19 protein-coding genes and 1 pseudogene are annotated in these 22,531 nt (G+C 71.1%); 15 read left to right on the plus strand and 5 right to left on the minus strand.

Features of this window, described 5'->3' with window-relative positions; translation table 11 throughout:
- Positions 1-18: 18 nt before the first annotated feature.
- The 3 genes from ACN28I_RS41475 to ACN28I_RS41485 all read left to right on the plus strand — a co-directional run bounded on the left by ACN28I_RS41475 (position 19) and on the right by ACN28I_RS41485 (position 2,909).
- Positions 19-411 (plus strand): TraR/DksA family transcriptional regulator, encoded by a 393-nt coding sequence (locus tag ACN28I_RS41475; protein WP_420947404.1) that lies wholly within the window; start codon positions 19-21, stop codon positions 409-411.
- Positions 412-498: 87 nt separating this feature from the next.
- Entirely contained in the window at positions 499-2,235 is a 1,737-nt protein-coding gene (locus ACN28I_RS41480; RefSeq protein ID WP_420947405.1) for a phospho-sugar mutase, read from the plus strand.
- Complete coding sequence (locus ACN28I_RS41485) at positions 2,232-2,909, plus strand: hypothetical protein (RefSeq protein ID WP_420947406.1); 678 nt, start codon at positions 2,232-2,234, stop codon at positions 2,907-2,909. Before ACN28I_RS41480 ends, ACN28I_RS41485 begins: the two co-directional genes overlap by 4 nt.
- Positions 2,910-2,936: 27 nt before the next feature.
- On the opposite strand, the gene ACN28I_RS41490 is transcribed toward ACN28I_RS41485, so the two are convergent.
- The 4 genes and pseudogenes from ACN28I_RS41490 to ACN28I_RS41505 form a co-directional block, all read right to left on the minus strand.
- Positions 2,937-3,470, minus strand: a complete 534-nt coding sequence (locus ACN28I_RS41490) for a sensor histidine kinase (protein ID WP_420947407.1) — start codon at positions 3,468-3,470, stop codon at positions 2,937-2,939.
- A gap of 463 nt (positions 3,471-3,933) precedes the next feature.
- Positions 3,934-4,863 (minus strand): ABC transporter permease, encoded by a 930-nt coding sequence (locus ACN28I_RS41495; RefSeq protein ID WP_420947408.1) that lies wholly within the window; start codon positions 4,861-4,863, stop codon positions 3,934-3,936.
- The gene (locus ACN28I_RS41500) at positions 4,856-5,995 is read right to left on the minus strand and encodes an ABC transporter permease (protein WP_420947409.1); all 1,140 of its coding nucleotides are present in this window, start codon (positions 5,993-5,995) and stop codon (positions 4,856-4,858) included. The genes ACN28I_RS41495 and ACN28I_RS41500 overlap by 8 nt, the downstream gene beginning before the upstream one ends.
- A pseudogene (locus tag ACN28I_RS41505) lies at positions 5,988-7,453 on the minus strand (ABC transporter ATP-binding protein). Before ACN28I_RS41505 ends, ACN28I_RS41500 begins: the two are co-directional and overlap by 8 nt.
- Positions 7,454-7,600: 147 nt before the next feature.
- On the opposite strand from ACN28I_RS41505, the gene ACN28I_RS41510 reads away from it, so the two are divergent.
- The 7 genes from ACN28I_RS41510 (at position 7,601) to ACN28I_RS41540 (ending at position 14,128) form a co-directional block, all read left to right on the plus strand.
- Positions 7,601-8,905, plus strand: coding sequence for a thymidine phosphorylase (locus tag ACN28I_RS41510; RefSeq protein ID WP_420947410.1), 1,305 nt, complete (start codon positions 7,601-7,603; stop codon positions 8,903-8,905).
- A gap of 118 nt (positions 8,906-9,023) precedes the next feature.
- A complete protein-coding gene (locus ACN28I_RS41515) occupies positions 9,024-9,404 on the plus strand; it encodes a PilZ domain-containing protein (RefSeq protein WP_420947411.1) in 381 nt (126 codons plus the stop codon).
- Positions 9,401-9,805, plus strand: a complete 405-nt coding sequence (locus tag ACN28I_RS41520) for a cytidine deaminase (protein WP_420947412.1) — start codon at positions 9,401-9,403, stop codon at positions 9,803-9,805. Before ACN28I_RS41515 ends, ACN28I_RS41520 begins: the two co-directional genes overlap by 4 nt.
- Positions 9,806-9,815: 10 nt before the next feature.
- Entirely contained in the window at positions 9,816-11,144 is a 1,329-nt protein-coding gene (locus tag ACN28I_RS41525; RefSeq protein ID WP_420947413.1) for a 5'-deoxyadenosine deaminase, read from the plus strand.
- Positions 11,145-11,329: 185 nt separating this feature from the next.
- On the plus strand, positions 11,330-12,064 hold the full coding sequence (locus ACN28I_RS41530) for a PspA/IM30 family protein (RefSeq protein WP_420947414.1): 735 nt from the start codon (positions 11,330-11,332) through the stop codon (positions 12,062-12,064).
- 27 nt (positions 12,065-12,091) lie between these two features.
- Complete coding sequence (locus ACN28I_RS41535; RefSeq protein WP_420947415.1) at positions 12,092-13,279, plus strand: ABC transporter substrate-binding protein; 1,188 nt, start codon at positions 12,092-12,094, stop codon at positions 13,277-13,279.
- A gap of 39 nt (positions 13,280-13,318) precedes the next feature.
- Positions 13,319-14,128 carry a hypothetical protein gene (locus ACN28I_RS41540; RefSeq protein WP_420947416.1) on the plus strand — a complete coding sequence of 270 codons (810 nt, stop codon included), beginning with the start codon at positions 13,319-13,321 and terminating at the stop codon, positions 14,126-14,128.
- 53 nt (positions 14,129-14,181) lie between these two features.
- On the opposite strand, the gene ACN28I_RS41545 is transcribed toward ACN28I_RS41540, so the two are convergent.
- Entirely contained in the window at positions 14,182-15,285 is a 1,104-nt protein-coding gene (locus ACN28I_RS41545; RefSeq protein WP_420947417.1) for an alpha/beta hydrolase, read from the minus strand.
- Positions 15,286-15,730: 445 nt separating this feature from the next.
- On the opposite strand from ACN28I_RS41545, the gene ACN28I_RS41550 reads away from it, so the two are divergent.
- The 5 genes from ACN28I_RS41550 to ACN28I_RS41570 all read left to right on the plus strand — a co-directional run bounded on the left by ACN28I_RS41550 (position 15,731) and on the right by ACN28I_RS41570 (position 22,464).
- Positions 15,731-17,077, plus strand: a complete 1,347-nt coding sequence (locus ACN28I_RS41550) for a hypothetical protein (protein WP_420947418.1) — start codon at positions 15,731-15,733, stop codon at positions 17,075-17,077.
- Positions 17,074-17,778, plus strand: a complete 705-nt coding sequence (locus ACN28I_RS41555; protein WP_420947419.1) for an ABC transporter ATP-binding protein — start codon at positions 17,074-17,076, stop codon at positions 17,776-17,778. The genes ACN28I_RS41550 and ACN28I_RS41555 overlap by 4 nt, the downstream gene beginning before the upstream one ends.
- Positions 17,775-19,058 (plus strand): ABC transporter permease, encoded by a 1,284-nt coding sequence (locus ACN28I_RS41560; protein WP_420947420.1) that lies wholly within the window; start codon positions 17,775-17,777, stop codon positions 19,056-19,058. Before ACN28I_RS41555 ends, ACN28I_RS41560 begins: the two co-directional genes overlap by 4 nt.
- On the plus strand, positions 19,055-19,846 hold the full coding sequence (locus tag ACN28I_RS41565) for a hypothetical protein (protein WP_420947421.1): 792 nt from the start codon (positions 19,055-19,057) through the stop codon (positions 19,844-19,846). The genes ACN28I_RS41560 and ACN28I_RS41565 overlap by 4 nt, the downstream gene beginning before the upstream one ends.
- A 101-nt stretch (positions 19,847-19,947) precedes the next feature.
- The gene (locus ACN28I_RS41570) at positions 19,948-22,464 is read left to right on the plus strand and encodes a serine/threonine protein kinase (RefSeq protein ID WP_420947422.1); all 2,517 of its coding nucleotides are present in this window, start codon (positions 19,948-19,950) and stop codon (positions 22,462-22,464) included.
- The last annotated feature ends 67 nt before the right edge of the window (positions 22,465-22,531 follow it).

Below are 22,531 nucleotides of genomic sequence, written 5' to 3' on the forward strand. Positions count from 1 at the left end.
CCCGCTGGGGAGAGGCCCGTGACCGAGGCACAGCGCGAGAAGTACAAGCAGAAGTTGCTGGCGCTCCACGCGGAGCTGACGGAAAAGGCGCCCGCGAAGATCGAGCCCAACCGCACCGATGAGGCGCGCGTGGGCGGCGACGAGGACGAGCAGCCGCTCAACGAGATGATGCAGGCCATCGCCTCCAAGCGGAACCGGAACCTGGACGGCGTGCTCCAGCTCGTGGTGAAGGCGCTGGGCAAGCTGCGCGATGACCCGGACTCCTTCGGCGAGTGCGAGGAGTGCGGCGACGACATTCCACCCGGCCGGCTCGAGGCCATGCCCTACGTGGGCTTCTGCGTGAACTGCCAGGGTCAGAAGGACGCCCCCAAGGGCGGGCCGACCCGGCGCAAACTCACCGATTACACCTGAGTCCTCGCTCGGGTCTGATCATCGCTGAACAGACGGGGAAGGCGGACGCGGCCGTACCGCGGCACCGGCCTTAAGGAGGGGAAGCACATGGACGCGACTGGATTGAAGGCGAAGGCGGAGGCGTGGCTCCAGGCGGACCCGGACGCGGCCACCGTGGCGGAGCTGCGGGACGTGCTCGCGCGGGGAGACCTCGCGGACCTGGCGGACCGTTTCGCGGGGGACCTGGAGTTCGGCACCGCCGGCCTGCGCGGCGTGCTGGGCGCGGGGCCCAACCGGATGAACCGCGCCGTGGTGCGGCGGACCACCGCGGGACTGGCGCGCTACCTCAAGGCCACCGTCCCGGATGTCACCACCCGGGGCGTGGTGGTGTGCCGCGATGGCCGGCGGCTGAGCGCCGAGCTCGCCGAGGATACCGCCTGCGTGCTCGCCGCCGAGGGCATTCCGGCGCATGTGTTCCCCTCGCTGGCGCCCACGCCGCTCGCCGCCTTCGCCACCCTGCACCTCAACGCCGCGGCGGGGGTGATGGTGACGGCCAGCCACAACCCGCCCGAGTACAACGGCTACAAGGTGTATTGGGGCAACGGCGCGCAGATCATCCCGCCCCATGACAAGGGCATCGCCGACTTCATCTCCCGGGTGGAGCCCGCCAATCAGGTGGAGCTGCTCAGCCCCACCGAGGCGCATGCCCGCGGCCTGTGGCGCGACGTGCCGGACTCGCTCGGCGACGCGTACCTGGACGCCATCCTCAAGCTGCGCGTGCACGGGCGCGGCTCGGAGTCGCTCTCCATCGTCTACACCGCCATGCACGGCGTGGGCGGCGTGTGGATGGAGCGGGCCCTGGAGCGCGCGGGCTTCCGCAACGTCCACCCCGTGGCCGAGCAGCACCAGCCGGACGGCGCCTTCCCCACCGTGCGCTTCCCCAACCCCGAGGAGCCCGGGGCCATGGACCTGTCGCTCGCCACCGCCGAGCGCGTGAAGGCGGACCTGGTGCTCGCCAACGACCCCGACGCGGACCGGCTGGCGGCGATGGTGCGCGACACCTCCGGCAAGCTGCGCATGCTCACCGGCAACGAGGTGGGCGTGCTGCTGGGCCACTACGTCCTGGTGCAGGGGCCCACGCGGCGCTCCAAGCCGCACGTCGTCACCACCATTGTCTCCTCGACGCAGCTCGGTGACATCGCCCGCGAGCTGGGCGTCGCCTATGACGAGGTGCTCACCGGCTTCAAGTGGATCGCCAACCGCGCCGTCGAGCGCGAGCGGCAGGAGGGCACGCAGTTCGTCTTCGGTTACGAGGAGGCGCTCGGCTACTGCGTGGGCAGCGTGACGCGGGACAAGGACGGCGTGGGCGCGGCCCTGGTGTTCGCGGACCTGGCCGCCTGGTGCGAGTCCCGGGGCAAGACGGTGCTCGGCTACCTGGAGGAAATCCAGCGCCGCTTCGGCCTCTACGTGAGCGCGCAGCGCAACTTCACCTTCCCGGGCGCCGAGGGCGCTCAGGTGATTGGCCGCATCATGGAGGGCTTCCGCCGCTCGGAGCCCTCGCGCGTGGGCGAGCTGCCGGTGCGCACCGTGCTGGACTACAAGAAGGGGGAGCGGCTGCCGCCCTCCAATGTCCTCGCCTACGAGCTGGAGGGCGGAGGCCGGGTGACGGCGCGGCCGTCCGGCACGGAGCCCAAGATCAAATACTACTTCGAGCTGAAGGAGACGCTGGCCGCCGGCGAGCCGATGGATGCCGCGCGGGCCCGGGCCGAGGCCCGGCTCCAGAAGCTCATCGACGCCTTCATCGCGCTGGCGCGTGAGCGAGGGCAACCGGAGGTGGGTACGTGAAACGCAGTGTTCCGAGTTGGGTGTTGATGGGAGTCCTCCTCCTCTCGAGCGCCGCCGTGGCGCAGCAGCCGGAGGGTGTGTCGTACGGCCGCGGCCAGGGCTGGTCCGTGCTGTCGGGCCAGACGCTGGGGCAGGGGACCGCGTTGGTGGGCCAGGTGGGCTGGCCGGGTGTGTCGCTGGGCCTGCTGCACGGGGCCACGTCGCGGTTCGACATCGGCGGCAAGCTCACCTTCAACTACGGCCGCGAGGGCATCGTCACCAGCGTGGTGCCGGGGCTGAAGCTGCAGGCGTGGATGCGGCTGATGCTGCTGCAGTCGTCGCGGGTGAACGTCGGGCTGACCTTCGCCCCCGGGCCCTTCTTCTACTTCTACAACCGCTTCACCGACGTGGGCCTGTCGCTGCCCATCGGCATCAACGTGGGCATCCCCGTGGGCAGCGCCCTCATGCTCAACGTGGGCCTGGACATCCCCTTCTACGTCATCTTCGGCACCGGGGGCGGCGCCGTGGTGCCCATCCTCCTGGGCGGCGGCCTCGAGTACTTCATCGACCGCAACCTCGCCGTGAACTTCAACGTGCGGATGGGTCCGTCCGTCGGCTCCTACGCGGGCTTCGATGACCGGGGCCGCGCCCGCTTCACGCTCGAGGCGTTGCTGGGCGTGGCCTACAAGTTCTGACCGGAGCGGCCACCGGGCCCGCGAGCACTACCAGCTCGCGGTGCCCTGGTCCTCCAGCTCCACGGAGACGGAGACGGTGGTGCCCGTCAGCCCGTGGCTCTTCACCGCGAGCTGCCCGCCCAGCGTCTCCACCAGCTCGCGCGCCGCCGCCAGGCCCGTCTGCGGAGTGCTCTCGCGCGCCGCGTAGCGCACCTGGAAGCGGGGGCCTTGGTCCCCGAAGTCGTCCTGCGGCTCCACCACGAAGCGCACGGTGCGCGCCGGCAGGTCCGCGCTCCGGTGGGCCAGCACCGCGTCCGTGAGGAGGTGCAGCATCACCTGCTCCATCCGCCGCCGGCTCACCCGCGCGAACACCGGCTCGTCCGGCAGCTCCAGCCGCACCTCGCTGCTCTCCACGTGGCCCGTCGCGTGGAGCAGGGCCAGCGCGTGCCGCGCCAGTGCGCACAAATCCAGGTTCTGCACGTCGGTGCCGTCCAGCGCGCCCACGGCGGTCAGGTGGCCGCGGCTCTCGCCGCTCGTCACCATCATCTGCCTCGGCCAACAAGCCATCGCCACCGCGCTCATCGCGTTACCTCGTGCCTTCCGTGGTGTGTCTGATTTCACGCCGGCTCCCCCCTCACTGCGTTCCGGACGCCGCCCTCCCTCCTCCCTCCACCATCCCCAGACAACCCGCTCGTCCCGCGCCCACTTCTTCACTGACGTGCGGCTTGCTCGCGTGCCACCCATTCCATGCGATGCGCGTGCCGTTTGCTCGCCGCTCCGTTCATGAGTGTACGCTCCGAAACAGTCTATCCTTTCTTCCTTGAGTTTCAGAGCTTTGCTTAGTTTCGCGGATGAAGACCTACTCATGCCTCCTGGGGCATACATAAGAGCACGTGGGTCAGAAGTGATTCCCGGTCAGTAATGACCCGGGTTCCCTATGACCCATGTCCCGACGAAGCCGCCCCCACGGCCCGCTGCCGGGCAGGGGACGGAGGGGGGCTGGGGGGGCACCTCGCGAGGGGGGGGGCCGGGGAGGCCCACCGGGTCAGCGCGACTCCTGCTCGTAGGGGGTGCCGAGGGCGGCGGGGGCGTGGGTGCGCTGGCCCTGGAAGGCGAGCAGCGCGAGCGTCAGGAGGTAGGGCAGGGCGAGGAGGAAGCCCTGGGGCACCACTTCCAGGAGGCCGGGGGCGCTGGAGGCCAGGCCGATGCGCAGCGCGTTGCCGGCGGCGAAGAAGAGGGCGGCGAGGAAGGCGCCCAGGGGCGTCCAGCGGCCGAACACCATGGCGGCCAGGGCCATGAAGCCGAGGCCGGCCGGGGTGTGCTGCTCGAAGCGATCCAACACGGCGGTGGAGAGGGCGGCCCCGCCCAGCCCCGCGAGCATTCCGCTGCCCAGCACGGCGAGCCAGCGCAGCCCCGTCACGGACAGGCCGAGGGTGGCCACGGCATGGGGCTTCTCGCCCACGGCCCGCAGCCGCAGGCCCAGGGGCGTGCGGTAGAACAGCCAATGGAAGGCGAAGGGCAGCGTCAGGGCGATCCACGTGAGGGCCGAGTGCCCGGAGAAGGCGCGCAGCAGGGGCACCTGGGACAGGCCGGGCAGGTGCCAGCGGGTGAGCTGCTCGATGGGGGGCGTGCCGTTGGGCCCGTAGAGGGACTCGAGGAGGTAGGTGCCTCCGGCGAGCGCCACGAGGTTGATGGCCATGCCGGACACCACCTGGTCCGAGCGCCAGCGGATGCACAGGTAGCCGTGGATGGCGGCCATGCCGCCGCCGGCGAGCATGCCCATGAGCACGCCCAGGGGGGTGGGCATGCTGATGGCCGCCACGGCCGCGCAGAAGGCGCCCGCGCGCATCATCCCCTCGATGCCCACGTTCACCACGCCGGAGCGCTCGCAGAGCGTGGCGCCCAGCGCGGCGAAGAGGAGCGCGGGGAAGTACTCCAGCGTGGAGGACAGGAGGGCTTCCACGATTTCAAGCACGGGGCACCTCCGGGCTGCCCGGTGCCGGCTGCTGGGTGGGCGCCACGGGGGTCACCCGCCGCGGGCGCAGCAGCGAGAGCCACACCAGCCGCCCCGCCACGAAGAGCAGGGCGAGGCCCTGGATGAGCTCGGGGTAGCTCTTGTGCACGCCCAGGAGCTGCATGCGCGTGCCGCCCGCGCGCAGCGCTCCGAAGAAGAGGGCGGACAGCGCCACGCCCAGCGGGTGGTTGCCGCCGATGAGCGAGATGGCGATGCCGTCGAAGCCGTAGGGAGCGCCCAGCCCGCCCGGGTACCTGTACTCGGTGCCCAGCACGAGCACCGCACCGGCCATGCCCGCGAGCGCTCCGGCCAGTCCCATGGCCTGGGCGGTGCGCCGCGCCACCGGAATGCCCGCGGCCCGGGCCGCCTCGGAGCCCAGGCCCACCGCGCGCGTCTCGAAGCCCGAGCGCAGCCGCGAGAGCCACACCCAGATGGCCAGCGCCACCGCCAGCGCCATGGGGAAGCCGAGGTGCATGCGGGACATCTCCCCGAGCAGCCGGGGCAACTGCGCGCTGGCGGCGATCTCCGCGGTGCCCGTGGTGGAGAGGTTGGTGCCGGCACCGGCCCGGAGGGGCCCCACCGACAGCCAGTTGTCCACCAGGCTCACCGCCACCCAGTTGAGCATGATGGTGGAGATGACCTCGTGGACGCCCCGGGTGAGCTTGAGGACCGCGGCGATGAGCGCCCAGAAGCCTCCCGCCACGCAGGCCGCGAGCACCGCCGCCGGGACGTGCAGCACGGCGGGCAGTTGGAGCTGCGCACCCACCACGGCCGCCGCGAGCGCGCCCACCAGCATCTGCCCCTGGGCGCCGATGTTGAAGAGGCCCACCTTGAAGGCCACCGTCACCGAGAGCCCGGTGAGCAGCAGCAGGGCGGCCTTGATGGCGGCCTCGCCGAGGGGCCGGGAGAGCACGGTGACGCGCCCGTCCTCGAAGTACCTGGGCCAGTCGCCCAGGCCACCCCGGAGCATCTGGAGGTAGGCCCCGGTGGCCGTCCCGGCGTCGCGCGTGAGGGCGATGAACACCCAGCACACGGCCAGGGCCAGGAGCACGGAGAGGACGGAGGGCAGTACCGCGCGCAGCCGCTCACCCATGGGCCACCTCCCCGCGGGTGCCGAGCATCCGGCGGCCGAGCTTCCCGCTCGTCGAACTCCGGCCGGGTGAAGGTGCCGGTGATGCGCCCCTCGAAGAAGACGTAGATGCGATCGGCCAGGGCCAGGACTTCCTCCAGGTCCAACGAGACGAGCAACACGCCCGCTCCCTTGTCGCGCGCCTCGCGCAGCTTCGCCTGCACCTGCGCCACCGCGCCGATGTCCAGGCCGCGCGTGGGCTGTACCACCACGAGCAGCTTCGGCGCCGCGTCCAGCTCGCGCGCCACCACCACCTTCTGCTGGTTGCCGCCGGAGAGCGCCTGCAGCGGCACCTCGGGATCCGGCGGCCGCACGTCATAGGCCTTCAGCAGTGCCTGGGTGCGCTCGCGCCGGCCCGCGAAGTCCACCTGGAGCCCCCGGGCGAAGGGCGCCTGCCCCTGCCGCCCCAGGGCCACGTTCTCCTCCACCGTCATGGCCTTCACCACCGCGCGCCACAGCCGGTCCTCGGGCACGTGTCCCACGCCCCGGTGCCGGGCCTCGGCGGGCGTCAGCCCCGTGAGCGGCTTGCCCAACAGGGTGCCTCCGCCTCCGTCCAGCGCCCGCAGCCCCGTGAGCACCTCGGCGAGCTCGCGCTGGCCGTTGCCGTCCACCCCGGCGATGCCGACGATCTCCCCCGCGTGCACCTCCAGGGAGACCCCTTGCAGCGCGGGCCTCCCGTCCGCGCCCCGGGCCCGGAGCTTCCCGGACCTCCAGCAGCTTCTCGCCCCCGGGGGGGTGGTACGCCTGGGCCTCGGCGTGCGGCATGCGCGCCTCTCCCACCATCAGCGCGGCCAGCTCCTGGGGAGTGGTGTTGGCGGCGCGCACCTCGGCGACCAGCTTGCCTCGCCGCATGACGGCCACCCGCTCGGCCACGCTGAGCACCTCGCGCAGCTTGTGGCTGATGAAGACGACGGTGCGCCCGCCGGCCGCCAGCCCGCGCGCCACCCGGAAGAGGTCATCCGCCTCCTGCGGGGTGAGCACCGCGGTGGGCTCGTCGAGGATGAGCACCTGGGCGCCCCGGTGCAGCGCCTTCACGATTTCGACCTTCTGCTGCGAGCCCACCGAGAGGGTGTCCACCCGGGCGCGCGGATCCAGCTTGAAGCCGAAGCGCTCGCAGGTGGCGGCCACCTCCTGGCAGGCCCGGTCCAGGTCCATCCGGCCAAAGCGCGAGGGCTCGCGGCCGAGCACCACGTTCTCCGCCACCGTGAGGGCGGGGACGAGCATGAAGTGCTGGTGCACCATGCCGATGCCCTTGGCGATGGCGTCCCGGGGGCTGCGCAGGCGCACCGGCTGGCCGCCGACGCGCACCTCGCCGGAGTCGGCCTGGTAGAGCCCGTAGAGGACGTTCATCAGGGTGGACTTGCCGGCGCCGTTCTCGCCCACCAGGGCGATCACCTCCCCGGTGCCGATGTCCAGCGACACGTCGTCCAGGGCGGTCACGGCGCCGAAGCGCTTGTGGATGTTCCGGAGGGAGATCAAGACAGTCCACCTTTATCAGATGGACGATGGGTGACGGCGGGCCTTTCTCCCGGTGCATGCCCGCCCGGCTTCCTGCTATGGCCTGTTCCCGTGAGACCCTACGAGCTCATCAAGGCCAAGCGGGATGGAAAACGGCTGTCGCCCGAGGACATCCGGGCATTCATCGAGGCATATACGGCGGGAACGGTGCCGGACTACCAGATGTCCGCCCTGTGCATGGCGGTCTTCTTCCGGGGGCTGGACTCGGTGGAGCTGGGCGCCTGGGCGCGGGCCATGCTCGAGTCCGGCGAGGTGGTGGACCTGTCGGACACACCCGGCGTGAAGGTGGACAAGCACTCCACGGGAGGGGTGGGGGACAAGGTGTCGGTGAGTCTGGCGCCCCTGGCGGCGGCCTGTGGCGTCCCGGTGCCGATGATTTCGGGCCGGGGCCTGGGGCACACCGGCGGGACGGTGGACAAGCTGCTGTCCATTCCCGGCTTCAAGATGGACGTGCCGGTGCCCGAGTACCGCCGGCTGGTGCGCGAGGTGGGCTGCTGCCTCATCAGCCAGACGGAGGCGATCGCCCCCGCGGACAAGAAGCTCTACGCGCTGCGGGACGTGACGGCCACGGTGGACTGCATCCCGCTCATCGCCAGCTCCATCATGAGCAAGAAGCTGGCGGAGGGCATCGACGCCCTGGTGCTGGACGTGAAGGTGGGCAGCGGCGCCTTCATGAAGAAGGTGGAGGACGCGCGCACCCTGGCCCGGACGATGATTGGCATCGGCGCGGAGATGGGCCGCAAGGTGACGGCGCTGCTCACGGACATGAACCAGCCGCTGGGCAGCGCGGTGGGCAACGCGCTGGAGATCATCGAGGCCGTGGAGATGCTGCGCGGCCGGGCTCCGGCGGACTACACCGAGGTGACGCTGGCCCTCACCGCCGAGATGCTGGTGCTGGGCGGCAAGGCGGCCTCCATCGCCGAGGCGCGCGCGATGCTGCAGAAGGTCATCGCGGACGGGAGCGCGGTGCGCAAGCTGAAGGAGATCGTCCAGGCGCAGGGCGGAGATCCGCGCGCCATCGACGACTACACGCTGCTGCCCCGGGCCCGCGCCACGGTGGACGTGGTGGCGCCCCAGGACGGCTTCATCACCGTCATCGACACGGAGGCGGTGGGCCTGGCGGCGGTGGCGCTGGGTGCCGGGCGCCAGCGGGTGGACAGCATCATCGACCCCGCCGTGGGCTTCACCCTGCTGCGCAAGGAGGGCGAGCCCGTGAAGGCGGGGGAGCCGGTGGTGCGGGTGCACTACAACGACCCGGCGCCGCTGGAGGAGGTCAAGGCGCGGCTCACCAGGGCGTACCACTACGGGCCCCAGGCCCCCGCGCCCCGGCCGTTGGTCATCGAGCGGCTGGAGTAACCGTGTGACGCGAAGTGTCGGGGGTCTCCCATTCCACACCCGCCCACGTGAGTCCGTGCGGAGGGCGTGGGGGTGGGTATGATGGAGCCACGGTGGCCCGCGCGGGAGCGAGCAAGGCATGAGCGAGCAGTCCAAGGACGGTAGCCAGAGGCCAGGAGATGAACGGCGTGAATCCCCCCGGGTGCCCATGCGCATCCGCGTGAGGCGGGAGAACACGTCGCTGGCCTTCGACTCCCGCGAGGGCAACATCTCGCTCGGGGGCTTCGCGTGGTTCGGCGCGGCCCTGTCGGTGGGCCAGAAGGTGGAGGCCCGGTTCACGCTGCCCGGCTCCGCCGAGGAACTCCAGGTGCGCGGGGAGGTGCTCCACGTGGGGCACGGCTCGCGCGGCTCGTCGGCGCACGTGCGCTTCCTGGACCTGCCGGTGGAGACGGAGATGCTCATCGCCCGTTACCTCGACGACCTCGAACTGGCGGAGTCCAAGGAAGGCGGTGGCTCATGAGCGCGGAGATTCCCTGGGAGCAGCTCTTCGAGGCGGCCATGAAGGTGCGCGAGCGCGCCCATGCGCCGTATTCGAAGTTTCCGGTGGGCGCGGCGGTGCTCTACGCGGACGGCTCGGTGGTGACGGGCTGCAACGTGGAGAATTCCTCCTACGGACTCTCCGTGTGTGCCGAGCGCGGTGCGCTGGCGGCCGGAGTGGCCCAGGGCCGGAGCAAGCCGGTGGCGGTGGCCATCGTGGTGGACACGCCCACCCCGTGCCCGCCGTGTGGCATGTGCCGGCAGGTGATGCTGGAGTTCGCCCCGAAGGAGATGCCCGTGCGCAGCCGCAACCTCAAGGGGGATGAGGCGCGCTACTCGCTGGGGGAACTGCTCCCCCACGCCTTCACCAGCGATTTCCTCTAGAGTGCCGGGCGTGGATCTGCTTCTCACCAACGGCACCGTCGTGACCATGAACCGCGAGCGCGAGGTGCTCGCGGAGGCAGATGTCCTCATCCAGGATGGGCGCATCGCCCGGGTGGGGCGCAACCTCCGGACGCGGGGCGGCGGCCTGCGCGTGCTGGACGTCACCGGCAAGGTGGTGCTGCCCGGCTTCATCCATGGCCACCTGCACGCCTGTCAGACGCTGTTCCGCAACCGGGCCGACGGCCTGGAGCTGCTGGACTGGCTGCGCGAGCGCATCTGGCCCTTCGAGGCCGCGCACGACGCGGACTCCATGCGCGTCTCGGCGGACCTGACCTTCGCGGAGCTCATCCGCTCGGGGGCCACGGCGGCGCTCGACATGGGCTCGGTGCGCCACTACGACGCCGTCTTCGAGTCCGCCCGGGACTGCGGCTTCCGGCTCACCGGCGGCAAGGCGATGATGGACGCGCCCGACGTGCCGGGCGGGCTGCACGAGTCCACCGAGGCCTCGCTGGCCGAGAGTCTCGCGCTGCTGGAGCGCTGGCACGGCACCCACGGGGGCCGGCTGCGCTACGCCTTCGCGCCGCGCTTCGTCCTCTCCTGCACGGAGAGGTTGATGCGCGAGGTGGGGCGCCTGGCCCGGGAGAAGGGCGTGCGCATCCACACCCACGCGAGCGAGAACCGCTCGGAAATCCAGGTGGTGCGCGAGCTCACCGGCCGGGACAACGTGGCCTGGTTCCACGAGCTGGGCCTCACCGGCCCGCACGTGACGCTGGCCCACTGCGTGTGGGTGACCGAGGAGGAGCAGCGGCTGCTGCGCGACACGCGCACGGTGGTGTGCCACTGCCCCAGCTCCAACCTCAAGCTGGCCTCGGGCTTCGCCCCGGTGCCGGAGATGTTGGACGCGGGCGTGTCCCTGTGCCTCGGCGCGGACGGCGCGCCCTGCAACAACAACCTGGACATGTTCATGGAGATGCGGCTGGCGGCGCTGCTGCACAAGCCGCGGGTGGGCCCCCGGGGCATGCCTCCCGAGCGCGTGCTGGAGATGGCCACGCTCGGCGGGGCCCGGGCCATTGGCATGGAGGCGGAGCTGGGCTCCCTGGAGGAGGGCAAGCGCGCGGACGTCACCGTGGTGGACCTCTCCGGCCTCCACTCCACCCCGGCGGACCCCCGGGACGTGCTCTCCCCGCTCGTCTACGCCGCCCGCTCCACCGACGTGGTGCACGTGCTCATCGACGGCAAACCCGTCCTCAAGGACAGGGCCCTCCTGACCCTGGACGCGGCCTCCGTGGCCTCGAGCGCCCGCCAGCACTCCGCGCGCATCGCCGCTCGGGTCCGCTGAGGCTCCGAGTCCGTCCCAGGTAGGGCTCGCTCGCACCCCGAGCGAAGGGGCGGGGATTCGGGGCTTTCGTCCGGCAATGGGCTCCGTTCCCCGAGCGTAGGCCCGAGGCATTCGTCATACGTGGAATACGGTGGGATGGTGTAAGGTCCCCACAAGACTCGATTCGCAGGAGGTAGACCCCCGCCATGTGGAACCGGTTCACAAGGGCAATGCGCAGTTTCTTCGGCTTCTTCGTCTCCTCCATCGAGGACCCGGAGCTGATCCTCGAGCAGAACATCCGTGACCTGAACGATCAGGTCCCGAAGATGAACGAGTCGATCGCCATGGTGCGGGCGAACCTGACGCTCCTGGAGAAGGAGAACGTCAAGTACAAGCAGGACATCCGCGACCTGACGGCGAAGGTGAAGGCGGCCATCCAGGCGGGGCGTGACGACCTGGCGGCGCAGTACGCCACCAAGCTGCAGACGGAGAAGGCGGCGCTGGAGCGGAACGAGCAGCAGCTCGAGACGGCCAAGGTGGCGTACGAGAAGTCGATGAACCTGAAGAAGGCCTTCATGCGCGAGAAGGACCGCAAGACGCAGGAGGCGATGAACGCCATCCGCGACGCGCGGCGCGCGCAGTGGCAGTCCAAGGTGGCCGACGCCATGGAGACCTTCCAGGTGGCCGGCATCGACGCCACGCACGACGAGATGGTGCGCAAGGTCAACGAGAAGGCCGCCGTCAACGAGGCGCGCATGCAGATGGCGCTCGAGTCGGTGGACCACCAGGCCGTGCAGATCGAAGAGGACGCCGAGCGCATCCAGGCGATGGACCTCGTCAAGCAGATGAAGATGGAGATGGGCATGGAGAGCCCCGCTCCGGTGTCCGACGTCGGCGGCGCCGCCGAGAAGACGATCGGCAAGAAGGTAGAGATCAAGTAGTCCCGTGGGACGGAGGAGGCCGAGCTGATGGCGTTGCGACGCGGACCCGGCCTCTACCCGTTCCTGGCCTTGTGTGTGCTGGGGGCGGGGTACCTGCTGGCCTCACGGCTCGGGTACCTGGATCGCCTCCAGGCGCGCTTCTTCCCGGCGGCGAAGCAGGCCGTGCGCCTGTCGCCGGGAGATTTCCCCGCGGGAGTGGCGGCACCGGTGGCGGACCTGGCCTCGGTGCCCCTGAGGCCCACGCTCATCGGCTTCACCGCGCGAGGCTCGGCGGCGGCGCTGCTGCTGGCCACCGGTGGGGCTTCCTCGCTGGACAACCCCGTGGCTCCGGCGGGCGCGGCGCAGGGCCTGCTGAAGACGGCCTACGCCATGGACGCGCGGGCCGTCGTCTTCGCCACCGACGAGGAGCTGCGGAAGGCGCTGGCGGTGGGCGCGGAGCACGGCGGGGTGGACATGGCGGCCATCTCGGTGGACCGGCTGGCGGCGTGGCTGCCGTCGCTCCGGGACGCGGCGCCGCGAACGGTGATGTTGGTGGGGCGCAGCCGCGGGCAGGAGGCGCTGGCGGCGGTGGGCGTGCCGGACCTGGCCTCGCTGCGCGGCAAGCGGCTGGGGGTGTATCCCTCGGGGGCCTCGTACTACTTCTCGCTGTGGGTGCTGTCGCGCGCGGGCCTGCGCATGACGGACGTGTCGTGGGTGGAGCTGCCCTCCACGCTGGACGCGGGCCGGGCGCTGCGCGAGGGCCGGGCGGACGCGGTGGCGGGGCTGTGGGGTGACGTGGAGCTGGCGGCGCGGGACCGGGGCGGCGCGGTGCTGGCCACCACGGCGGATGCGCCGCACCTGGTGGCCACGGTGCTGGTGGCCCGGGGGGACTACGCCGCGCGCTACCCGGACGCGGTCCGCCGCGTCATCCGCGGGCTGTTGGATGCGGGGGCCAGCGTGCAGAAGGAGCCGGGGCCCGCGGCGCGGCTGTTGGGCGAGGTGGCGCCGTACCTGGGAGACCCCACCGAGGCCATCCGCAGCGCTCCTCCGGCGACGCTGGCGGACAATCGGGCCTTCTTCGGGCTTTCCGGCGAGGCGCCCGTCACCTATGACGAGCTCTTCCAGAGCGCCTCGGCGCTCTACCAGAAGATCAGGCGCACGGCGGTGACCCCGCCGGCCGAGGACACTCGCGACCTCGGCGCGCTGAAATACGTGTCGGAGGCGCGAGGGCCCTGAGCCCTCTGTCCGCGAGGCGCCTCCCTGGCGAGGACTTCCGTGGCCCGCACTCCCAACTTCCTCAAGGCTGCCTTCCTGTTGCCCGCCAACCTGGTGGGGCTGATGACCGCGGGCGCCTCCGCGGCGCTCACCGGAGAGCCGTTGCCGGCGATGGTCGCGCTCGGGGTGGAGGCGCTGTACCTCGGGGTGGTGCCCTTCTCGAAGCGCTTCCAGCGGGCGGTGCGCGCGGGGACCCCGGGGGCGCAGGACGACGAGGCCGCGCGGCAGCAGGTGGACTCGTTGCTGTCGGACCTGGCCGCCTCGCAGCGTGAGCACTACCAGGTGCTGGTGGGGCTGAAGGAGAAGATCCTCGCCAACTACGCGAAGCTGCCCGGTGGGCGGGTGCTGGCGGCCAGCAGCGAGCAGCGGCTGGATGCGTTGCTCACCTCGTTCCTGCGGCTGATCTCCACGCTGAACCAGTACCGCACGTACCTCAACTCCTCGGAGCGGCAGTCGCTGGAGAAGGACGTGCGCGCGCTGGAGTCGGAGCTGGCGCAGGAGACGAACCCGCGCCTCAAGGACGTGAAGGAGAAGCGGCTGGAGATCCTCAAGAAGCGGCTGGCGCGCTTCGAGCAGGCGGGGGAGAGCCGCGAGATGGTGAGCCACCAGCTCGCGAGCATCGAGGACCTGATGCGGCTGACGCACGAGCAGTCCATCGCCATCCGCGACCCGGAGAGCGTCAACCGGCAGCTCGACGCGCTGAGCGCGGAGGCGCACGCGACGGACGAGACGGTGCGCGACATGGAGCGCTTCCTCGAGTTCTCGGAGGAGACCTCGGGCCCGCTGCCGCACGGGACGCGGGTGCGGTGAGAGAGTCCGTGGGATATCCCCTCTCCCAGAGGGAGAGGGGGCATGCGCAACCCTCAGTACACCGTGCTCTGCCAGGGGAAGAGGTACGTCAGCGGGATGTTGAGCCGCGCGGCCCAGGAGGACTCGTTGTGCCCCGCGCCCTGGGCCACGTAGTAGTACAGGTCGTTGCCCTGCACGTACCCGTCCGCCACCAGCGCGTCCCGCATGCGCGTCGTCTCGGTCAGTCCGTCGCTGCTCGTCCCCGCGTCGATGTAGAACTTCACCGCCACCTTCGTGGTGGCCGTCTCCACCTGCCGCGTCAGCGCCTGGTTGTTCCACCAGAAGGAGCTCGACAGCGCCGCGAGCTTTCCGAAGACGGCCGGGTTGCGCCGCCCGATGTAGAACGACACCAGCCCGCCCAGGGATGAGCCGATCAGCGCCGTGTTCGCCTTCGCCGTCAGCGTCCGGTAGTTCTGGTCGATGTACGGCTTCACCGTGTCGAGGATGAACCGCTCGTACTTGTCCGCGCCCCCGCCGCCGTACTGGGAATCGCAGCAGGGCGTGTACTCGTAGATGCGGTTGTTGCCGCCGTGGTCCATGCCCACGATGATGACTTCGTCCATCGCGCCGCTGCCGATGAGCGAGTTGGCCGTCTCGTCCATCCGCCACTCGACGCCGTAGGTGGCCCTGGAGGCACTGAAGAGGTTCTGCCCGTCATGCGCGTACAGCACCGGGTAGCGCTTGAGCGGGTTCACCGAGTAGCTCGGGGGCAGGTAGATGGTGAGCACCCGTGAGTTGCCGAACTGCGGCGAGTAGAAGTTGGGGACGGACACCAACCGGCCCGAGGCCGGACCGAAGAACGGGTAGATGTCCACCGTGGCGCCGGCCTTGATGCGGTAGTTGGCGCCGGTGGACCACGTCGCGTCGTTGACGAGGGGCTTGAGCTCCACGTCGCCCACGGTGTTGGCCCAGGAGAGCGTCCAGACGTTGCCCGTGGTCCACGTGGCGTTGGTGCCGGTGGTCCACGACAGGGGCGCCTTGCTGCCTCGGAGGGTGATGCGGTTGCCGTAGCCGACGTCGTAGTGGACCCGGACGGTGGTGGCCTCGGCCGCCGTGCCCATGACCAGCAGCAACGTCGCTGCCAGCAGGCCGGCCCTGCGCGTGACGGAATCGAACATGGTGGTGCTCGCCTCTCTGTGGGGGTTCGCCGCCTTCCTGGACTCGACGGGCAGCGGGTTGCTCACCCACTCTCCCAGCAGGCTTCCAGGTAGGGCAAGGTCACCCCCCGGACGGCCGGGCTCATGCTTCCGCACGAAGAATTTGACTCCGGGCCCGGGGCCGTCTGCACTCCGGTTCCTATGCTCCGCCGCGCCTCGCCCTGGCTTCTGCTCGTGCTGCTCGTGTTCGCCGGCTGTTCCCGTTGCGGCGACAAGCAGGGCGCCCAAGGGGTGAAGACGACCAACCCCGCCCGCTTCCTGCCCCGTGGCGCCCAGGCCGCCCTCGTCATCCCCGATCTCGGCACCTTCGGCGAGCGGCTCGCCCGCTTCCAGAATCTCAAGCTGGCCAACTTCGTCGCCCAGCTCCAGAAACGCCCAGTCCGCCGAGGCCTACGTCTCCAGCATCATGCGCCAGGTGGGCGTGGATCTGCGCAGCCGCCAGGCCATGGAGGCCGCGGGCATCGACCCCGGCCGGGGCGCGGGCGCGGCCCTGCTCGGTGGCGGCCAGGCCTTCTCCGTGCTCGGCGTGAAGGACGAGAAGACCCTCCGGGAGACCTTCGCCAAGCTCGCCCGTGACCGCCTCGGCGCCGCGCAGACCGCCGAGCAGAAGGTCTCCGGTGGCACGCTCGTCACCTTCACCCGGGCCGGTGCGCAGCAGCCCGCGCTGGGGCTCCTCTTCACCGGTGACTACGCCCTGCTGGGCGCGGGCACCATGGTGTCCCAGCTCTCAGGCTACGCCACGCTGCCCGCGGAGAAGTCGCTCGCCGAGGAGCCGCTCCTCAACACCTCCCTGAAGCGGCTGCCCGCCGAGCGCGACTTCTACGCCTTCCTCCCGGGGGGCATCGGCTTCCTCGTCCCGGCGGGCACCACCCAGTCCGTCACCCTGGCGGGCTCGCTCGGGGAGCGCGCGGTGACGCTGCGCCTGGACACGCCGTGGCCGGACTCGCAGGCCTCGCTCGCCGCGCTCGTGCCGCGGAAGGCCACGGACCTGCTCGGCTACCTCCCGGAGGACAGCTTCCTCCTGGCGCGCTACCAGGGGGACCCCGCGCAGCTCGGCGGCATCTGGCCCTACCTCGTCGGCCCCTACGTCACCCGCGCGGTGCAGGAGAGCGGCTTCGACCTGAAGGCCGAGGTGCTGGACAAGTTGAAGCCCGGCCTCGTCGCGGGCGTGTCCCTGGCGCCCACCGTGCAGCTCGGGGCCGGCGTGCCGTCGCTGGACCTGCGGCGCACCAACCCCTTCCGCTTCGTGCACCTGGTGGTGGTGGGGGAGGGGAAGGACGCGGCGGGCCTCGCCTCCACGCTGGAGAAGGTGCCCTCCATCGCCCAGCGCTTCGGCGCCGAGGTGAAGCCCGAGGACGTCAACGGCCAGCGCGTCTACCTCACCTCGTACCGGCAGGGCGAGGGCGCGCACTTCGCCTCGGTGGGCGACAAGGTGGTGCTCGCCGCGCCGCGGTCGCGCCTCGAGACGGCGCTCACCCGGCTCGGCAACCCCGCGGGCAACAGCCCCCTGGCCGAGGATCTGCGCCCGGCGCTGCAAGGCCCGGTGCTGGGGGCGGTGTTGGACCTGCGGCGCCTCGCCGACGCGGTGAAGGCGCTTCCCTCCGAGGCCTGGGGCATTGGCGGCTTCGCCATCAAGGCGACCACCGTGCGCTGGCTGGACGCCACGGATGACCTTCGCGCGGTCACGCTGGGCCTCTCCGAGAAGGAGAAGGCCCTGCAGGCCGAGCTCACCCTCTGGTTGGCACCCCAGTGATACGCGCACGCGACATCGTCAAACAGTACCGGGACGGGGATGGCACCGAGGTGCGCGTCCTGGATGGCCTCTCGCTCGAGGTGGCGGACGGTGACTTCGTCGCCGTGGTGGGCCCGTCCGGCAGTGGCAAGTCCACGCTGCTGCACCTGCTGGGCGGGCTGGACGTGCACTACCAGGGCGACGTGGAGGTGGCCGGGGTGAAGCTGTCCGGCCTGAAGGACAAGGACAAGGAGCTGGCGCGCTTCCGCAACCAGCACGTGGGCTTCGTCTTCCAGTCCTTCCACCTCATTCCCAACCTGTCCGCGGTGGAGAACGTGCTGATGCCCTCGCACTTCGGCGCCGTCATCTCCCCCGAGGCCCGCAGGCGCGCCGAGTCCCTGCTGGACCGGGTGGGCCTGCTGGCCAAGAAGGACCGCGCTCCGGTGCGGCTCTCCGGCGGCGAGCGGCAGCGCGTGGCCATCGCCCGGGCCCTCTTCACCGGCCCCCGGCTGCTCCTGTGTGACGAGCCCACCGGCAACCTCGATGCGGCCACGGGCGCCGGCGTCATCACGCTCTTCCAGGAGCTGAACCGCGAGGGCATCACCCTGCTCGCCGTCACCCACGAGGATCGGATGAGCACGGCGGCCCGGCGCGTGCTGCGCCTCAAGGAGGGGCGGCTCGTCGAGGAGCCCCGGCCGGCCCTGGCGGGAGGTGTGTCATGAGGCTGGCGGCGCTGTCGCAACTGGTGCGGCTGAGCCTCGCGCGCGAGCGGCGGGGCGCGTTCTTCTCCGCCTTCGGCGTGGCCATGGGCGTGGGGGCGCTCGTCTTCTTCGTGGGCCTGGGCCTGGGCGTGGGGCGCGTCATCCGCGAGCGCATCTTCCCCAACGACGCGCGGCTGGTGGACGTGGTTCCTCCCGCGGTGTCGCTCGGCTCGTTCCTCGGGGGCGGCAAGCTGGACGCCACCATGGTGGAGCGGCTCCAGGCGCTGCCCGACGTGGAGAAGCTCTACCGGAAGATGAGCGTGCGAGCCCCCGCGGCGAGCCTCTACCAGGGGGACTTCTTCGGCCGGAAGATGCGCATGGGCATGGACGTCCTCGCGGTGGGCGTGGAGCCCGGCCTCGTCGAGGGCGACGTGCAGCTCGGCAAGTTCGTGGACCCGGGGCCGGGCCAGCCGCTGCCGGGCCTCATCTCCACGCGGCTGCTGGAGATCTACAACAACACCTTCGCCCCGGCCCGCAAGCTGCCGACGCTCACGCCCAATCTGCTCGTGGGCTTCACCCTCCCGGTGGACTTCAACCGCTCCTACGTGACGGCCCCGCTGCCGGACGTCGCCGTCATCTCGTCCCAGGTGCAGGTGGTGGGCGCGTCCGATCGGGCGCTGCTCGCGGGTGTCACCATCCCGCTGGACGCGGCCATCCGCCTCAACCGCGAGCTGGGCCAGGACGCGGAGACGTTCTCCGGCATCACCCTGGTGGCCACCAGCCCGGGTGCGGTGCCGGGCCTGATGGCGGCGGTGCGGGAAATGGGCCTGGAGATCGACGACCAGGAGCGGCGGCTCGCGGAGAACGTGGGCGCGGCGGTGACGCTCACCACGTCCGCGCTGGCGCTGCTGTCCATCCTCATCTGCGTGCTCGCGGCGGTGAACATCGCCCACGCGCTGAGCGCCTCGGTGCGCGCGCGGGCCAAGGAGATTGGCGTCATGCAGGCGGTGGGGGCCTCGCGCTCGGATGTGCGCAACATCGTCCTGGCCGAGGCGAGCGTGGTGGGCGTGGCCGGTGGCTTCCTGGGTACCGTCTTCGCGCTCCTGCTGGCGCTGCTCATCGACCGGCTCGCCGTCTCCTACCTGCCGCAGTTCCCCTTCAAGCCCGAGAGTTTCTTCTCCTTCCCCTGGCCCGTGGTCGTGGGAGGCGTGGTGCTCGGGTTGCTGGCCGCGGTGGCCGGTGCCTGGTTCCCCAGCCATCGGGCCGCGGCCACGGACCCCGCCCGGACACTCGCCGGATGAAGCTGCCCTCGCTCAAGACGCTCCTCGGCAACGCCGCGTGCCTGTTGGCCCTCGTGTGGCTCTACGGGGGTGACCTGCTGGATGCCTCGCGGGCTCGGAATGCCGAGGTGTCCGCCTTCACGGCGCTGCCTTCCCTGGTGTGGCCCGCCGTGGTGCTGGCCGCCACCGTGGGGGTGCTGGGCGTCGTCCTGTGGGGGTTGGTGCGCGGCCGGGGCGAGGACTTCAAGGGCTACCGGCTGTTGCCGATCCTCCTGCTGTGCGCCCTCTTCGCCGGCCTGGTGCGGGCCGAGAACGAGGTGCCGCTGCGCTCCGAGGAGCTGGCGGCCATGGCGCTGAGCCAGTTCGAGGAGCGGGCCAAGGCGCTGTCGGACGGGCGCACCGTCCCGGCGGACCCGGCGGTGCTCCAGCCCCTGTTGGCGGAGCTGGAGCCGCCCCCGTACCTCGTCCGGGGACAGCGCGCGGCCTGGTCCCTGCAGGTGCGCCAGCAGTGCGAGGGACCCGTGCAGGAGGCGCCGGGCCTCACGGTGGGGACGCTCGTCTACTGCGTGGCCGCGGACCGCCAGACGGCCTGGGTCTCCCTGGTTGCCCTGCCAGCGGGCGAGCGCTTCGGCCACCCCGCGGTGCTGTCCGTGGACGGACAGGCGCACGTGGCGGTCGTGCAACCCACACTGCCCGAGGAGGAGGCAGGAGAGCCGCTCGCTCTCCCCCTTGCGCCCGAGCCTCCCGAACCCGCTGTTGCTCCCGAGGATACAGATGCCGGGGCCCTGGCTCCGGCTCCCACTCCCTGAGACTGGCACGGGACGATCTGGGGGTGGGGGACGGCGCGCGGTTGACCCTATGGAGGCGCGGTCGATAGGCTCGGCTTTCAAACACCGAGCCACGCACCCACGTGACGACCACTCAACCGAAGCGGCAGCCCATCCCGTTTGGGAAATACCTCCTCCTGGACCGCATCAACATCGGCGGCATGGCGGAGGTGTGGCGCGGAAAGATGTTTGGCGCGGGAGGTTTCGAGCGCCTCGTCGCCATCAAGCGCATCCTCCCGAACATCGCCGAGGACGATGAATTCATCTCGATGTTCATCGACGAGGCGAAGATCAGCGTCCAGCTCAACCACGCCAACATCGCGCAGATCTACGAGCTGGGGCAGATCACCAACAGCTACTTCATCGCGATGGAGTACATCCCCGGCAGGGACATGCGGGCCATCTTCGACCGGTGCCGGAAGAAGAGCGAGCCCGCGCCCGTGCCGCTGGTGGCCTACGTGGTCTCCAAGATGTGCGAGGGCCTGGACTACGCCCACCGCAAGAAGAGCAACCAGGGCCAGGACCTGAACATCGTCCACCGCGACATCTCGCCGCAGAACATCCTCATCTCCTATGAGGGCGAGGTCAAAGTCATCGACTTCGGCATCGCGAAGGCGGCGGGCAAGGCCACCAAGACGCAGGCCGGCATCCTCAAGGGCAAGTTCGGCTACATGAGCCCGGAGCAGATCCGCGGCCTGCCGCTGGACCGGCGCTCGGACATCTTCGCCATCGGCGTGTGTCTCTACGAGATGCTCACCGGCGAGCGGCTCTTCGTGGGCGACAGCGACTTCAGCGTGCTGGAGAAGGTGCGCAAGGCCGAGGTGGCCCCGCCCTCCACGTACAACCGGCGCATCCCCGAGGCGCTGGAGAAGATCGTCCTCAAGGCGCTCGCGCGCGACGTGGACGAGCGCTACCAGTACGCCAACGAGCTGGGCGATGACCTGCAGCGCTTCCTGCTGACCTCGGACTCCATCTTCGGGCGCAAGGACCTCATGCAGTACATGAAGTCCACCTTCGCCGAGGACGTGGAGCGCGAGAAGCAGCGGCTGCAGGAGTACGCGGACATCAAGCCCCCCGAGGGCATGCTGGCCGCCATCGAGATGGGCTTCAGCGGAGCGCCCTCGGCGCCGCAGGTGCAGGTGCCGGCCAGCGCGCCGGTGCCGGCCCAGGCGCCCATGTCGCCGCCCATGCCCGCCACCCCCTCGCTGGGAGGCGTGCGCCGTGCGCCCACGCTGGGCGCCATGCCCAAGCTGACGGCTCCCCCGCCCACGGCTCCGCCCGTGCAGGAAGAGGAGTCCGGCGCGACCATGGTGGTCAGCAGCCCCGAGTACCTCGACGAGCCCACCACGCAGCCGGGCCTCGTGGGTCCCGGGCGCACGGTGACGCCCGTGGAGGTGCCGCGCGCGCCCGTCATCGACGAGCAGCCGGCCCAGCGCATGGCCAGCGTGCGGACGCCGGTGGTGTCCGCCCCGCCGCGCCCGTCCATTCCGACGCTCGCGCCCGCTCCGCCGTCCGCGGAGAGCACCACCGTGGCCCGCCAGGGGCGCAACACGATGGATGGGATGCGCGCCGTCCGGCCGTCGGATCCTCCGGTGTCCGAGCCGTCCATCGTTCCGCGGGCCTCGATGACGGCCATGCCGGCGGTGGCGGCCCCTCGGACCCCGCAGCCGGCTCCGCCGCCTCCCCTCCTGGACGAGCCGGAGTCGCAGGACGCGATGGAGCTCACGCCGGCCACGCCGCTGCGCGCGGCCGCCGCGGCCCAGCGCGTCCCTCCGGCCGCGTCCTCTCCGGCGATTGCCGCCGTTGCCGCCCCGGCGCGGGCTCCCGAGACGGCGGCAGCCAACCGCCTGCCGCTCATCGCGGGGCTCGCCGTGCTGTTGCTCGTGATGGCGGGGGTGGGCGGATTCCTCATGTCGCGGCCGGTGCCCATGGGCTACATCCTGGTGAACGTGCCCCCCGATCTGAAGGTGCCCTATCGGGTGAGCTTCGGCGGCCAGGAACTGGAGACGCCCAAGTCCGGTCCCCTGCTGCAGCAGGTGAAGGTGGGCCCCGCCCTGGTGATGGTGAGTGCCGAGGGCTACCACCCCTTCACCCAGCAGGTGGACATCCAGGAAGGGATGTCGCCCACGCCGGTGGAGGCGAAGCTCGAGCGCACGCAGCAGTTCGCGCGCGTGATGATCGTCACCCAGCCGCCGGACGCGGAGCTGAAGGTGGCGGGCGAGGTGGTGCGGCAGAAGGGCAGCAGCTCCACCTACTTCGGCGAGCTGACGGCGGGCACCGAGGTGCTGGTGGAAGCCAGTGCCCCGGGCTTCAAGCCCGTGAAGCAAAGCCTCACCCCGGCCGCTGGCGACAAGCCGATGGACGTGCAGCTCAAGCTCGAGGCGGACGGCTTCGAGGTGGAAGTGGCCTCCACTCCGGCGGGCGCCACCATCTTCGCGGGTGGCAAGGAGTGGGGCGAGACGCCGGCCCGGGTGCGCTTCCCCAACAGCGTCAAGCAGGTGAGCCTCAAGCTGCGTTGCCACGACGACGTGGACGTGGACGTGGCTCCCGGCAAGGGCCAGGTGAAGGAGCGGCTGAAGAAGCAGCGCGGCTGCCGGTAGCGCGGTAATCAAAGAGGCGCCCGCCCGGCTCGGGCGGGCGTGAGCGCCCCATCCGGGGCGGGAGGGG

Source organism: Archangium gephyra (assembly GCF_049060025.1).
GTDB classification, from domain to species: Bacteria; Myxococcota; Myxococcia; order Myxococcales; family Myxococcaceae; genus Archangium; species Archangium gephyra_A.